General features: G+C 52.7%; 18 protein-coding genes. 15 read left to right on the top strand and 3 right to left on the bottom strand.

The genetic code is table 11. The annotated features are described in order from the left end of the window. Positions 1–5 precede the first annotated feature (5 nt). Positions 6–389, bottom strand: coding sequence for a DUF4183 domain-containing protein (locus tag QWV57_RS08985; protein ID WP_011231275.1), 384 nt, complete (start codon positions 387–389; stop codon positions 6–8). 441 nt (positions 390–830) lie between these two features. Between QWV57_RS08985 and QWV57_RS08980 the strand changes: the two genes are divergently transcribed. Continuing rightward, positions 831–1,214 (top strand): DUF4183 domain-containing protein, encoded by a 384-nt coding sequence (locus tag QWV57_RS08980; protein WP_015374894.1) that lies wholly within the window; start codon positions 831–833, stop codon positions 1,212–1,214. 92 nt (positions 1,215–1,306) lie between these two features. On the opposite strand, the gene QWV57_RS08975 is transcribed toward QWV57_RS08980, so the two are convergent. Continuing rightward, positions 1,307–1,753 (bottom strand): NUDIX hydrolase, encoded by a 447-nt coding sequence (locus tag QWV57_RS08975; RefSeq protein ID WP_011231274.1) that lies wholly within the window; start codon positions 1,751–1,753, stop codon positions 1,307–1,309. Between the two features lie 250 nt (positions 1,754–2,003). On the opposite strand from QWV57_RS08975, the gene QWV57_RS08970 reads away from it, so the two are divergent. The 14 genes from QWV57_RS08970 (at position 2,004) to QWV57_RS08905 (ending at position 12,838) form a co-directional block, all read left to right on the top strand. Further along, positions 2,004–2,441, top strand: coding sequence for a BrxA/BrxB family bacilliredoxin (locus QWV57_RS08970; protein ID WP_060788085.1), 438 nt, complete (start codon positions 2,004–2,006; stop codon positions 2,439–2,441). Between the two features lie 71 nt (positions 2,442–2,512). Then, the gene (locus QWV57_RS08965; RefSeq protein ID WP_011231272.1) at positions 2,513–2,644 is read left to right on the top strand and encodes a YuzL family protein; all 132 of its coding nucleotides are present in this window, start codon (positions 2,513–2,515) and stop codon (positions 2,642–2,644) included. A 647-nt stretch (positions 2,645–3,291) separates the two neighbouring features. Beyond that, on the top strand, positions 3,292–4,485 hold the full coding sequence (locus QWV57_RS08960) for an LL-diaminopimelate aminotransferase (RefSeq protein ID WP_060788084.1): 1,194 nt from the start codon (positions 3,292–3,294) through the stop codon (positions 4,483–4,485). Positions 4,486–4,496: 11 nt separating this feature from the next. Beyond that, complete coding sequence (locus tag QWV57_RS08955; protein ID WP_173346448.1) at positions 4,497–5,075, top strand: YpjP family protein; 579 nt, start codon at positions 4,497–4,499, stop codon at positions 5,073–5,075. A gap of 91 nt (positions 5,076–5,166) precedes the next feature. Then, a complete protein-coding gene (locus QWV57_RS08950) occupies positions 5,167–5,871 on the top strand; it encodes an anthrax toxin lethal factor-related metalloendopeptidase (RefSeq protein ID WP_129446765.1) in 705 nt (234 codons plus the stop codon). Between the two features lie 74 nt (positions 5,872–5,945). Further along, complete coding sequence (gene thyA, locus QWV57_RS08945) at positions 5,946–6,740, top strand: thymidylate synthase (RefSeq protein WP_011231268.1); 795 nt, start codon at positions 5,946–5,948, stop codon at positions 6,738–6,740. A 13-nt stretch (positions 6,741–6,753) separates the two neighbouring features. Further along, positions 6,754–7,248 carry a dihydrofolate reductase gene (locus tag QWV57_RS08940; protein ID WP_060788082.1) on the top strand — a complete coding sequence of 165 codons (495 nt, stop codon included), beginning with the start codon at positions 6,754–6,756 and terminating at the stop codon, positions 7,246–7,248. A 180-nt stretch (positions 7,249–7,428) separates the two neighbouring features. Continuing rightward, a complete protein-coding gene (locus QWV57_RS08935) occupies positions 7,429–7,872 on the top strand; it encodes a YndM family protein (RefSeq protein WP_020755891.1) in 444 nt (147 codons plus the stop codon). 325 nt (positions 7,873–8,197) lie between these two features. Next, positions 8,198–9,469, top strand: a complete 1,272-nt coding sequence (ilvA, locus tag QWV57_RS08930) for a threonine ammonia-lyase IlvA (protein WP_015374892.1) — start codon at positions 8,198–8,200, stop codon at positions 9,467–9,469. Between the two features lie 96 nt (positions 9,470–9,565). Further along, a complete protein-coding gene (locus tag QWV57_RS08925; protein WP_015374891.1) occupies positions 9,566–9,817 on the top strand; it encodes a YpmP family protein in 252 nt (83 codons plus the stop codon). A 105-nt stretch (positions 9,818–9,922) separates the two neighbouring features. After that, positions 9,923–10,783: a DegV family protein gene (locus QWV57_RS08920; protein WP_020755896.1), complete on the top strand. Its 861-nt coding sequence runs from the start codon at positions 9,923–9,925 to the stop codon at positions 10,781–10,783. A gap of 53 nt (positions 10,784–10,836) precedes the next feature. Continuing rightward, complete coding sequence (locus QWV57_RS08915; RefSeq protein ID WP_011231262.1) at positions 10,837–11,409, top strand: SCO family protein; 573 nt, start codon at positions 10,837–10,839, stop codon at positions 11,407–11,409. Positions 11,410–11,483: 74 nt separating this feature from the next. Beyond that, positions 11,484–12,266: an SGNH/GDSL hydrolase family protein gene (locus QWV57_RS08910; RefSeq protein WP_011231261.1), complete on the top strand. Its 783-nt coding sequence runs from the start codon at positions 11,484–11,486 to the stop codon at positions 12,264–12,266. Beyond that, positions 12,263–12,838 (top strand): YpmS family protein, encoded by a 576-nt coding sequence (locus tag QWV57_RS08905; protein ID WP_011231260.1) that lies wholly within the window; start codon positions 12,263–12,265, stop codon positions 12,836–12,838. Before QWV57_RS08910 ends, QWV57_RS08905 begins: the two co-directional genes overlap by 4 nt. An 88-nt stretch (positions 12,839–12,926) precedes the next feature. On the opposite strand, the gene QWV57_RS08900 is transcribed toward QWV57_RS08905, so the two are convergent. Further along, positions 12,927–14,291, bottom strand: a complete 1,365-nt coding sequence (locus QWV57_RS08900; RefSeq protein WP_020755900.1) for an RsmF rRNA methyltransferase first C-terminal domain-containing protein — start codon at positions 14,289–14,291, stop codon at positions 12,927–12,929.

The following is a 14,291-nucleotide window of genomic DNA, read 5'->3' as shown; positions in this document are numbered from 1 at the left end:
GGCTGTTACGTCGTCACAGTAGTGTTGGAGCTTGGAGCGAATTGGACAATTTCGAGCACAACCGGGGTGTTAGCTGGAATCGAGCCGCTTCCGGTCGGGACGGTAATGGACAGTGACCCGACGCCGGTAGCTCCTGGGGTGTACGTCGATATCCCTTCCATTTGCAAAACGCCGTTAATGTACACGTTAAAGTAGCTATTGTTAGTTGCCAATGCTGGCAGCTGTGTCGCTTGGCTGCCGTCGTCTTGCAAAAAGCTGGCTGCGTCGATCGTTAAGGTTGCTCCTTCTGCTGTTTCAGCTGTTGTGATGTAAAAAAATCTTGCGACGTCTGGTGCAACCTCTGTCGTGGTAGTAGCGGCGACAAACAATTTAATTAATTGCAAAGCCATACAATCTCCCCTTCTCCATTTTGTGTTTAACATGCTGTGGCCCCGAAGCTGAGCCAATTATCATCCGTTCTTTTTAGTATCTGGAACTCTGTTGGCAATCAGCCGGTGCCATAGGTTCATTTTATTGTATGGATTAATTACAGAGGATGGCTCGGCGATTGCCGTAATGGGAGAAAAATGATGTTTTTGCCCTGCTATACCAGCCTGTTTTACCAGTGAATTTGAATTATGAAACAAACATTTTAAACGAATTTGGTCGTTTTATGATCCTGTTATAATAGACGGAATTAAGTGGAATATAGTGATTTTTTACTACCGTTCATTAACCTGCCATTTTGTTTGCTATTCACTTTGAAGATGGGAGGTGAATATACTAATGCAAAATATCTTGCGGAGTGAAATGATCACGAAACAATATGGTGTGTTTGGGTGAGCAAACGAATGAAACGGACATCTTCAACAGCAAAACATGTGATTGCTGCTTCCAAAGTATACGATTGGACCCATGCTGTACTGACCATTCCCCTCCGTGTGGCGCTCCACTTCCCTCCGCGTGTCTTGCAGGCGGAAACGTACCAGTATAACACCATATCAGACGGAGTGAAAACCGTCTATACAGACGGCGATGAACTGAGAGAGTACGGCGACCGCGGTATTTTAGATCCGAAACATGTATCATGGATCAACTTGTTTATTAATGGGGTGCTGCAACCGGAAAAACTGTATGAGGTGGAAAAGGGGAAACTGACGTTGAAAACAGCCGAGCCGCCGCCAAAAGGTGCGCCGATTATTCTTCAATTTATTACCATTAAAATGGGCTTCTAAATTTTTTGCCCCTCCAGCTGCGGATTTGGTTCTTAGAAAAGAGTGTTTTCAACAATGGTGAAGCCTTGGAGAGAGCTCCAAGGCTTGGCTCGTCATCCCCTGAAATATTGTTCGATAAAATCTTTAACAAGAGGAGAGAGTTCGTTTGGCAATTCATGAAAAGGGAAGAATTTCACTTCCAGCGATTCTTCCCCGTCTTCTTTCAGTTCTCCACCGCGGATATCACGGGTGAGATAAACAACAGTGACTGGGTAATATTGATCTCCATTAGGCAGCCGAACAAAATATTTTTTTCCAGAAAACACATCGACTAGTTCCAGTTTGCCGATTTCCAGCCCTGTTTCTTCCCACACTTCCCGCCGGGCTGCTTCTTCTGCGGACTCCCCCAACTCCAACAAACCGCCGGGCAGTCCCCATAAGCCGTCGCGGCGTTTCTGCAATAAAATCCGCCCGCATTCATCGGTGACAGCGACCCCGGCTCCCGCCAAGATGATCGGCCGGGTTCCAATGATTTTTCGCAGTTCTTCAATGTATCCCATGTGCACGCTCCTTTCATGGCCATCGATGGCATAGTATATGTTTGGTCGCTGACAATGGCCGCGGCGGTTGATAGAAAGCGAAACGAAATCGCTCGTTTGATGGCGGCCAAACGGGTGCGTTTAGCCCCGTTTGTTCTGAATGATGCCGTTTAGAGACATGCGGCCGTGGACGGTTCTCTTCATTGATTTTTCAAACGAAAATATAGTATGCTGATAGCGCAGCGATGATGAATGTGGAGGGATGAGGGCAATGTCAATGGCTTACGAAGACTATATGCGCCAACTCGTGCAGCCGATGCGGGATGAACTCGTCCGCGCCGGCTTTCGCGAATTGCGCACGAGCGAAGAAGTCGAGCAGTTTATGGAACAAGTGGAAGGAACGACGTTTGTCTTTGTCAACTCAGTGTGCGGCTGCGCCGCTGGATTGGCGCGCCCCGCGGCGACGCAGGCGGTGCTTAGGAGCGAGAAAAAGCCGGATCATCTCGTGACGGTATTCGCCGGCCAAGACAAAGAAGCGACGGCGAAAATGCGCGAGTACTTTGTCGGCTATGCGCCGTCCTCGCCGTCGATGGCGCTTTTAAAAGGAAAAGAAGTTGTTCATTTTATCCCGCGCGAAGACATCGAGTTTCACTCGATGGAGGACGTGATGGAAAATATTTTGGCTGCGTTTGACAAATATTGCGGTTGATGCCCAACGCCTTCCCCGGCCTTGCATACCGCTGCCGGCGCCGGGGAACGATAAGGGCGGAGGTGATCGGCGTGCCGAAGCGGAAAAAAGACCGTTCGAAAACGGGCGTCAGCGCCCCAGATGTTCGAGGGCAAGGCACGACGGAGACGGAGACAGGCGCCTTCGAGCTTGACTCTGCCCGCAAAAAAACAAAAATCGATTAAAAAGGAGCTCCCGATGCGGGGCTCCTTTTGTCGTTTTCATGCGCAAACTCCCTTCGCATCCAACAGAATGCCAAGGGAGCTGGATGGATCGCCAAGAGCGTTTAGGCGTTGGCGATACAACTATAAATAAAGTAAAGCAATGTAATGAGGCTGGCCGCAAAAAAGATCGTGTTCATGTTTCATTTTTCCCGCCTTTCTGTCTATATTTTCACTGAGAATCTATGATACACTATTCATGTGAACTACCCCCACTTCGCTTTGCTTGAAGTGGGAGCTTCTCAGTTCCACGACGAAAGCATTCTTTCGTCTCCCTGAGCGTGACTTCGGGTCGTCCCAACCCTAGGCATCCGACGATTCGGAGTTCTTTCGCGCCTTGGATATTTTACGCATGGAAGGCTTTGCTTGGTTTTCGCATTGGATATTCTCCATGCAACCCCCTATATCCAGTTCACAAAGAACATGATATACCTTGATTTTATCATGTGTTTTGGCTGACGCCAACCGACATCCATTTGCCGCTGATCGCTGGGCTGCGACCTTCACGCGGTTGAAGCGGGTGTCTTCTTTCGGAACTATGATAAAAGTATATACCAACAAAAGCAAAAAGAAAATGCAGTTTTGGTCTTGTCAAGGGAGAGGAAGACGAAATGAAAAAAGCGAAACGAATGAACGCGTTTTCGGCATCGATTTTCGCCGAGTTGACGGCGTATCGTCAAAAGCAGCGCCACCTTCATGACGAGTGGATCGACTTGAGCGTTGGCAGCCCGGATTTGCCCCCGGCGCCGTTTGTGCGTGAGGCGATCGCCCGCTACGCCAACGAGCCGAATGCGTACGGCTACACATTAAAGGGCATTCGCGAGTTTCATGAAGCGGTCGCCGATTATTATCGGACGGCGCATGGCGTCGTGCTCGATCCAGAGACGGAAGTGACGTACGTCATCGGGTCACAAGACGGGCTCGTTCATTTGCCGATGGTGTTCGCTGACCGGGGGGATGTCATTTTATTGCCGGATCCCGGGTACCCGGCGTATGCGGCGGGGGTGGCGATGGCGGAAGCGATGCCGTATTTTCTGCCGCTGAGGGAGGAAAACCGCTTTTTGCCGGATTTGCGTGCGATCCCGGAGGACATCGCCAAACGGACGACGATCATGTTTATCAACTTCCCTGGAAATCCGGTTCCAGCTGTAGCGACAGAATCATTTTATCGCGAAGTGGTCGAGTTTGCGAAGCGGTACGATATCCTCGTTGTTTCCGATTTTGCTTACGGCGAGCTGTATTATGACGGAAACAAACCGGTGAGTTTTCTTTCTGTTCCAGGCGCAAAGGACGTTGGCGTGGAGATCAATTCGTTGTCAAAAAGCTACAACATGGCCGGCTGCCGGGTCGGCTACTTGTGCGGAAATGCCGAGGTGATTCGTGCGTTTGCCGAGTTCAAGTCCAATTTGGATTACGGAATTTTTTGGCCGCTGCAAAAAGCGGCCGCGGAAGTGCTCCGCCATGGCGCCGGCTTTTGCGCCCAGAGCCGCATGATGTATCAGGCGCGCCGCGATGTGCTCGTGGATGGACTCGCTGACATCGGTTGGACGGTTGACCGTCCGCAAGCCGGCATGTTCGTGTGGGCGAAAATTCCGGACGGATGGACGTCGCTTTCGTTTGCGAAGGCGCTCATCGACCAAGCCGGCGTCGTTGTGACGCCTGGGCACGCGTTTGGGCCGAGCGGCGAAGGGTATGTGCGCATCGCCCTTGTCCAGCCGGAAGAAGTGTTGCGCCGGGCGGTCGCCAAATTAAAAGCGACCGGCTTGTTCGCGTCTTTGGCCGCTGACGGCGGTAGCGGGAGGTGAAGGCGATGAAGCTGCCGTCTTGGCTTCGAAAAACGCTTGTTGCCGCCATTACCGTCTGCACGTTTGGACTCGTCACACCGCCCGCTTCGCTGCTCGCGGCCAAAGAGCCGCCGTCAGATGATGCATCGTCTTCCGACTGGCAGCACAGTCCAACAAGTCGTGCCGAGGAAGCGGTTTCGTTGACGCGAGCTCAATTCATTGAGCGGACGATGGAAAAGGCCGTTGCCCAGTCCCATGAAAAATTCGGCCGCAAAATCGCTCCGGTCATTGAAGATGAGTTTCGCGCCGTCATTTTGCCGCGCATGGAAGAAGTGATCGCCGAGCTTGCCGATCGTTATCCGGAAGAGGAGCTCCGCTATTTGGCTGTTTCGGAAAATCCGTCCGGCGGGCAAGGGGAGCGCATTTTTCATTTGTATCGGGCGGATACGGGAGAGGATTTGATCCGCTTTCACGTCCGCCGCGAGCATCCGCCGCAAGACGGATATTGGTTTCAGTTTCACTATCATACATGCGATGATGGGTTTCAAGCCCATCATGAACTCGGGAAAATCTACTGGTCAAAAAATACGCCGCCGAACTGGCGTACATAATCGCCTGCGGTTCTTTCCTGATTTTGCGCGTTTTTTCCCGCTTCGTTCTATGATATGATTTTCATAGATTGAAAGAAGCGGGGGAACCACGATGAAACGGCTGTTCACTAGTTTGTTGGCGGCGCTGTTCGCCATTCCGCTTCTGTCGTTCTCGCCGTATCCGGCTGCCCATGGCGTGCTGCTTGAAGAAAGCAGCCTTGGCCTTAGGGGTGTTCCGTCTCATGATGTGCTTGGCCGCATCATCATCGTGCCGGAGACGGAGTTTTCCGCCTCTGAAGCGAATGAAATGATCCGGACGCTCGCCCACATTGATCGCACGATTTTAGAGCAGGCGGCGGACCACCATATTTACATCCAACTGTTGACCGGCCCGATCACCGATGAGCCGACGGCCCGCCATTTGCGCGGAAAAACGCCGCGCGGTTATATGCCGGGTTCGAAAACATGGGATGACGTGCCGGGCATCGGCGGGGCGCATTTAGTGCTTGTCCGCCTCGGCCATAGCGAAAAAGGAAAAGGGCATGGCTCGGTCAATTTGGAGCTGCATGAGTTTGCTCATTCGCTCGATTACATCGTATTTGACCGCATTCATGAAACGGACGAATTTCAAGCGATTTGGCGGGAGGAGGCGCCGCGGCTCTTTCCTGGCGAATATTATTTTTTGACTTATCCGGAAGAGTATTTTGCTGAGTCGTTTGCCTATTATTATGCAAGCGACAAGACGCGGCAAACGTTGCGGGCGGCAGCGCCGAGAACATATGCGTTGATCCGTGGATTGGCGGAACGGGCCTCGTAAAAGGCTCGTTTTTTTATGGACAAGTGGTTCACCATGCGTTGCTTTATGGTATGATAGAGCGTGAGGTGAGAACATTGCGGCAATATTTGCAGCTTTTGGAGGATATTTTGGAAAACGGCGTCGAAAAAGAAGACCGCACGGGCGTCGGCACGCTGTCGGTGTTCGGCCGCCAGCTCCGCTTCAACTTGCAAGATGGATTTCCGCTCGTGACAACGAAAAAATTGCATATCCGCTCCATCATTTATGAACTGCTTTGGTTTTTAAAAGGCGATACGAACGTCCGCTATTTGCAGGAGAATGGCGTGACGATTTGGGACGAGTGGGCGGACGAAAACGGCGATCTCGGCCCGATTTACGGCGCGCAATGGCGCTCATGGAAAGGGGCGGACGGGAAAACAATCGACCAGATCGCGTGGGTCGTCGAGGAGATCAAACGAAATCCGAATTCACGCCGGCTGCTTGTGAGCGCTTGGAACGTAGCGGAATTGGACGAGATGAAGCTGCCGCCGTGCCATTATGCCTTTCAGTTTTATGTTGCGAACGGTCGGTTGTCGTGCATGTGGCAGCAGCGCTCCGTTGATACGTTTTTAGGGCTGCCGTTTAACATTGCCAGCTACGCGTTGTTGACGCATATGATCGCCCAGCAGTGCGACCTCGATGTCGGCGAACTCATTTTCACCGGCGGCGACGTCCATTTGTACAAAAACCATCTCGAACAGGCGAAACTGCAGCTGACGCGCGAGCCGCGCCCGCTGCCGAAGCTCGTGATCAAACGGAAGCCGCCGTCCATTTTCGATTACGAATACGACGATTTTGAAATTGTCGGCTACAACCCGCATCCGACGATTAAAGCACCGGTGGCTGTGTAAAGGAGAGGACGCGATGATTTCGCACATTGTGGCAATGGATGAAAACCGGGTGATCGGCAAAGACAACCGCTTGCCTTGGCATTTGCCGGCCGATTTGGTGTATTTTAAACGGGTGACAATGGGCCATGCCATCGTGATGGGGCGCAAAACGTTTGAAGCGATCGGCCGGCCGCTTCCCGGCCGCGATAACGTCGTTGTCACGCGCAACCGCTCGTTTCGCCCGGAAGGCTGCCTTGTGCTTCATTCGCTCGAGGAAGTCAAGCAATGGATCGCATCGCGCGCTGATGAAGTGTTTATCATCGGCGGGGCCGAACTGTTTCGGGCGACGATGCCGATTGTCGACCGGCTGTATGTGACAAAAATTTTTGCTTCCTTCCCCGGCGATACGTTTTATCCGCCCATTTCTGACGATGAATGGGAAATCGTTTCCTATACGCCAGGAGGAAAAGATGAAAAGAATCCGTATGAACACGCCTTTATCATTTATGAGCGGAAAAAGGCGAAATAGATGGGACACGGGCATGGATATGCGTTTGTCGTTGGCGTACGAAACATTTGCGAAGACGCCCCCAAAAACGGGGCGTCTTTTTGTTTGAGATCGGAACATTTTGAAAACGTGTTTCTGCATAGAAGCGGGGCGAAAAAGGAACGATAATCAATAGAACCACAATGGAAATGGAGGAAGACGATGAAACATATCGTTCCGTTTGTCGTCAAGCTCGCTGCTTGGAGCGTCGTCTTGTTTTCGATGTTTACGATCTTCGATGCCCCGCTTTCCTTGATTTCACTCATGACGATCGTGACGGCGCTTGTTTCTTATATGATCGGCGATCTGTTCGTGTTGCCGCGCGTCGGCCATTTTGTCGCTGCCGCTCTTGACGTGCCGCTTTCCTTTTTGCTTATTTGGCCGGTCAGCTTTGCCCTCATTGCCCCGTCCGTCAACATGGCATACGGCGCGTTTTTCAGCTCCTTGGCGATCGGGGCGGTTGAAGCGTTTTTCCATTTGTATATGGAAAACCATGTGCACGAAGAAGCAAGAAGAGAAGAAGCGCACCGCTGGTATGATGAAGGAAGATGGGCGACGGAATTTGCCGAGGAAGAAGAGTTCAAAAAAGAGGACGACCGGGCATAGCGCCGGTCGTTTTTTCTGTCCGCTTGCGCATGAAGAAGTAGTTCGCCGTACATATGCTGCACAATTCGCCGTGTTGCCGTCTGGCAGGACGGCTAGGGAGAGGTTTCGAGCAGGAAGGATGACGCTCATCGGATGGCGTCAGGCCAAAAGCGTGAATCCGGCCGGCGGAAGCGTCCAGTATCCGGTAAAGCGGGGCCATCGCGATGTTCACGAGCCCGCTTCCCTTCATCCTCATAAAACTTTTCGAAAATTCCCTTTTCTTTTTGCGAATTTGTGATATAATCTACAAATCAAAGACAACTTAGAAAAGAAAGGGAACGAGAACATGGAACAACAGCTGAAACGGAAGCAAGGGGCAGTATACGTCGAGGACATTTTGATCGCGTATCATACGCTGAAGGATGTTGTTTTCCATACGCCGCTGCAAAAAAATCCGCTGTTATCCGAACGCTACGAGTGCAATGTCTACTTAAAGCGCGAGGATTTGCAAGTCGTGCGTTCGTTTAAGCTGCGCGGGGCGTACAACCGGATGAAGCATTTAACCGATGAGGAGCGGAGAAACGGGGTGGTATGCGCCAGCGCCGGCAACCATGCCCAAGGGGTGGCCTATTCATGCCGGGCGCTTGGCGTGCATGGGAAAATTTATATGCCGGCGACGACGCCTCGGCAAAAAGTGTCGCAAGTGCAGCTGTTTGGCAAAGACATGGTCGAGATCGTGCTTGTCGGCGACACGTTTGACGATTCCTACAACGAAGCGGTGAAGTGCGCCGAGGCGGAAGGGCGGACGTTCATCCATCCGTTTGATGATGAATACGTCATCGCCGGACAGGGGACGATTGGCGTCGAGGTGCTCAACGACTGCGATGAACCGATCGACTTTTTGTTCGCCAGCATCGGCGGCGGAGGATTGATGGCCGGACTAGGGACGTATGTGAAAAGCATTTCTCCGTCCACCAAAGTCATCGGGGTTGAGCCGGCCGGCGCCCCATCGATGAAAGCGGCGCTCGAGCACGGACATGTGGTGACGCTCGATGAAATCGACAAGTTCGTTGACGGCGCTGCCGTCAAGACGGTCGGGGAAAAGACATTCGCCTTATGCCGCGGGGTGCTTGATGACATCGTCGTCGTTCCAGAAGGAAAAGTATGCACGACGATTTTGGAGCTGTACAACGAAAACGCCATTGTCGCTGAACCGGCAGGGGCGCTGCCGATCGCTGCGCTTGATTTTTACAAGGAACAAATCCGCGGCAAGACGGTCGTTTGCGTGGTGAGCGGCGGCAACAACGACATTGACCGGATGCAGGAAATCAAGGAGCGCTCGATGATTTACGAAGGACTGCAGCACTATTTCATCGTCAACTTCCCGCAGCGGGCTGGGGCGTTGCGTGAGTTTTTGGATGAAGTGCTTGGGCCGACGGATGACATCACCCGGTTTGAATACACGAAGAAAAACAACAAAGAAAGCGGACCGGCGCTTGTGGGCATCGAGCTGAAACGGCGCGAAGACTACGCGCCGCTCATCGAGCGGATGAAGAAAAAAGGCTTCCCGTTCCAAGAGGTCAACAAAGACCCGAACTTGTTCCATCTATTGATTTGACGAAAAAAGTCGGAACAAATTCGCCGCATTCCGACATACTTTTTCACCGGATTGGTGTATAATAAAAGTAAATCGGTGAAAAAGAGGATTGATATTTTGCTATTCAAAAGCCTCGAGTTCAAAAACGCATATGGACAGAAGGTCAAGATTATCGAAATTCCTGTATTGGAGGAAGAGAACACATACCGATTCATGATCCAACTGCGCTTGGAGGCGTTTATTGCAAAGGTGTACCGATCGAGAACGAGCCGTTCTGTGTATTCGTTCCGCGAACATTTGAAGAAAGTGCTGAAATGGCCTGTATATGAACAGATCTTTAAAGAAACGGCGTTAAAGCATAATGCATGACTGTTGTTGTTTTGCCCTTGGCGGCAAAACAACTTTTTTTTGGTGGGATTTTCGCCGGTTTCATTATATAATGGAAACGAGATCATCAGTATTAGGAGTGAACGAATGAAATCAATCAAAATTGTAACCGACTCAACGGTCGATGTGCCGGCGGCGGTGCTTGCCGAGCACGGCGTTGAAGTCGTTCCGCTTCATTTGACAGTGGATGGGGAGGCGTTTATCGACCGGGTGACGATCACCCCGGAACAATTTATGGCGAAAATGAAAGCGGCGCGCGAACTGCCGAAAAGTTCGCAGTCATCGGTGGGAGAATTTCTCGCCGTTTACGACCGGCTCGGAGCGGACGGCAGCGAGATTGTGTCGATCCATATGGCTGGCGAGCTGAGCGGTACGGTCCGTGCGGCTGAACATGCGGCCGCTTTGACAGAGGCAGCGGTCACCGTCGTGGATTCACAATTTATTTCCTGTGCGTTGGGGTTTCAAGTGCTCGAAGCAGCACGTTTGGCCAAGGCGGGCAGAAGCGTCGCCGATATCATCCGGCGGCTTGACGAAATACGCCGTTGCACGCGGCTGTATGTTGTGCTTGATACGCTTGAGCATTTGGTGAAAGGCGGCCGCATCGGCCGCGGCAAAGCGCTCATCGGTTCGCTTTTGCGTATTAAGCCGATCGCCGCTCTGGTTGACGGGCTGTATACGCCGGTTGCCCAGGTTCGCAGCTTTTCGCAAGCGGTGTCCCATTTGGCGGGCCGTCTTGTCGAGGAACAAGGGGCCAAACGGGTAGAGAAAATCGCCATCGCCCATGCCGATGCTCCTCGGTGGGCGGAGCGGCTCAAGGAAGCGGTGACAGACATCATCGGCTATTCGCCGATTGACATCGTTGAAACAACGCCGGTCATTTCCATTCACACCGGTCCCGGGGCGCTGGCGCTCATGTACTACGCCGAGGAAGCGCCGCTTGATGAATAAACGCCGTTATTGGCGGCATCAACATATTTTGGTCGAAAAGGAAGGACCTATCGATGTGGAAACGAATCGCACTTTTTCTCGTTGTTCTTTTGCTGGCGGCGTGCGGAAAAACGATTCCGGACGCCAAAAACTGGCCGGTTGAGGACTTTACGTTTGTCGATCAGTCTGGTCAGCCGTTTGGACTTCGCGACTTGAAAGGAAAAGTGTGGGTCGCCGATTTTATTTTTACAAATTGCGAAACGGTTTGTCCGCCGATGACGGCCCATATGGCCAAGCTAAAGCAAATGGCAAAGAAAGAAGGACTGGATGTCGAGTTTGTCTCCTTCAGCGTCGACCCGGAAGTCGACACGCCGGAAAAACTGGCGGCGTATGCGAAGCAATTTACAGATGATCTAGCAAACTGGCATTTGCTGACTGGATACAGCCCGGCCGAGATCAGCGAGTTGGCGCAAAAAAGCTTTAAAACGATCGTGCAAAAGCCGGCCAATGACGACCAAGTCGTGCATGGCACCAGTTTTTATTTGGTCGGGCCAGACGGAAAAGTGGTTCAGACGTACAGCGGCGTGCAAGATGTGCCATACGAAACAATTTTAGAGCATATCAAAATCGTGCAGTCGTCGCAATGAGGCAAAAACGGCTACCGCCTTTTTGCCTTCTTTTCGTCTTTCCCCTTGTTGCGGCAAAAGGCAGGTGTCAAACAATGAGACGGTGGGGATGGTTGTTGTGCTGCTGGCTGCTCGCCGGATGCGTGTCGCTTTCGGCGGGCGGAAAGCCGGAGCGCCCGCATGAAGCCGCCGTCAAGCAGACGGAAGCAAAGCCGCTTCCGAAAGATATACATTTGGTCGCTTTAGGCGATTCGTTGACGGAAGGAGTGGGGGACGGCGAAAGGAAAGGCGGGTATGTCGGCCGCCTTGTCCCGCTCCTTTCGGCAGAAGACGGGGTGCGGACAGTCACCGTAGCGAATTTCGGGAAACGCGGCCGGCGCATCGCTGAATTGGAACCAGTCATTCACGCCCATCAAGCGGAGCTCGGGCGGGCTGATATGATCTTGATCACCATTGGCGGCAACGATGTGATGAATGTCGTCCGCTCGCACTTTTTAGACTTGTCGCGCCAGCGGTTTCAGCAAGCCACGGAAATATTTGCCGACCGACTGGATCATCTATTGATCTCGCTTCGCACGATCAATCCGGATGCGGTCATTGTGCTTGTGGGTCTATACAATCCGTTTTCCACGACGTTGCCGAATATTCCGGAAATCAATGATGTCATTACCGAGTGGAACAAGGCAAGCCAGGCGGTGCTTTCCCGTTATGACCGAACGATTTTCGTTGATATTCAAGACATCTTCATCGACCGCGACGAATTGCTTCATCGCGACGAATTTCATCCGAATGCCGCAGGATACGAACAGATGGCCATGCGAGTGCATGAAGCGTTAGATCAACAAAAAGAGTGGTGGGTAGGGAGCTTATTGCAATGAATTGGAAACGAGCGTTTTGGATGTTGGCGGCTGTCAACGCCGCGGTTCTTGTTTGGACTGTCGCCTGGCTGTTCGAACCCACTTCACCGGTGAAGCGGCCGGCGCGCCCAAATGTGGAGGGAGCTTCGTTTACAGTATACTCGAAGAAGGAGCATTTGAACGCCGTCATGAACGACTATTTGGCAGAAAAAACGAAAGGCCATCCGCTGCAATACCGCGTTTGGCTCGCCGATCGCGTCTATGTTTCAAGCGAAATCCCCATTTTAGGCCGCTCGGTCGAACTTGTCGTCTCGTTTGTGCCCAAAGTAATCAAAGGAGGGAATGTCGAGCTCACGGAGCCGACGATTTCGCTCGGCGACTGGAAGCTGCCAGTGACGTATGTGCTTCGCTACTTGCAAAAGCACGCCCCGCTGCCGGATGAAGTGGCGATTGACCCGGAGCACACCCGCGTCTACGTCGCGCTCACGGACATTCGCTTTGGCAACGGCTATCAAGTGGCGGCAAAAAAAATCGATTTAGCCGCCGATGAGATCGTGTTTACCTTAACAATTCCGACGAAGCAGCACCAGTAAAAAAGGGCTGACCTAAAACGCACCCGCGTTTTGGGTCAGCCCCTTTTTTGCGATTGGGAGCTCCTTTGCCATCTGCTTTTCCGACGTTTTAGACGAGGCGCAGCCCTTTTGGATAAAAGTTTTTCACCGTTCCTTTCACTTCTTTCCCCCAGGCGAACGGAAATCCATCCACGGCCACAAGCAGCCAACCGCGGTCGCCGCCGGTGGAAAGCGTCTCGCCGCGCCAATATTGGACGATTTCGCGGCTTGCGCTCGATAGGTCAAGCACATGTTTCGCTTCCTCTGTCCGCAGCGCCAAGGCAAGGGCATGGTTCGGCTCAAACCGCTCTTTTTTCACATCCCCTAAGTGCAACCCGGCGCGGACGATTTTCAAACCGGACAAATCCGGGCAACGCTCGGGCAACACAGTCAAATGGGCGCCAAATGACACGAACGTGCCGTCTCGCTCTGTCCACAATGCCTCTTGTTCAAACTGGCGATACAGGCGGATCGCGGCTTTTGGCGCGTTCGCTTTTGCCCGTCGCCCCTGCCAAGGCGGGGTGGAGCGCTGCTTTTGCAGCTTGGCGACAAAATGCCCTTCCCCTTTCAGACGGTGCGGCCAAAGGCGGGCGGCGTGGACGAGATCGGATCGATTGGTTTTCGTCCATTCCGGCCGCCCTGGCTCAAGCCCTCCCGCTTTGGCGATCGGCAACAGCCGCAAGTCATCGTGCGCCTCAAGCAGCCATTCAATCGTTTGCTCGTTTTCCTCCGGAGAGAACGTGCACGTGGAATAGACGAGAATGCCGCCTTCTTTCAGCATCGCATAGGCGCTTTCCAAAATGCGCCGCTGTCTGGCCGCACATTCTTCCACATAAGCCGGGCTCCAAAACGAAGCGGCCTCTTCATCCTTGCGAAACATGCCTTCGCCGGAACAGGGGGCGTCGACTAAAATTTTGTCAAAAAAGCCCGGAAACCGCTCGGCAAGCGCCTCGGGAGTTTCATTGACGACAACGGTGTTCGTCAAGCCGAACCGTTCGACGTTCTCTGCGAGCGCTTTGACCCGTTTCGGGTGGATTTCGTTGGCGACAAGCAGCCCTTTGTTTTCCATCATCGCTCCAAGCTGGGTCGTTTTCCCGCCAGGGGCGGCGCACAAGTCGAGCACTGTCTCCCCAGGGGCGGGACGCAGCGCTTCGGCGACCGCCATCGCGCTCGGTTCTTGAATGTAATACAGGCCGGCCGCATGGTACGGATGCTTTCCCGGCTGTTGGTCCGGCTCATAATAAAACCCGGTCGGGCAAAACGGCACCGGGGAAAGGGAAAAGGGCGCCGTTTTTGCCCATGCGCCCGGGTCGGTTTTCAACGGATTGACGCGCAAGCCGTTGATTTTTTCGTTTTCATAAACAGCGAAAAACTCGTCTGCTTCTTCATCAAGCAGCTTCTTCATTTTCGCGACAAATGCTTCCGGCAATCTCAA

This window comes from Geobacillus zalihae (assembly GCF_030414215.1).
GTDB classification, from domain to species: Bacteria; Bacillota; Bacilli; order Bacillales; family Anoxybacillaceae; genus Geobacillus; species Geobacillus zalihae.
Note: the sequence above shows the minus strand (reverse complement) of the source record. Positions and strands in the feature narration are given on the sequence as shown.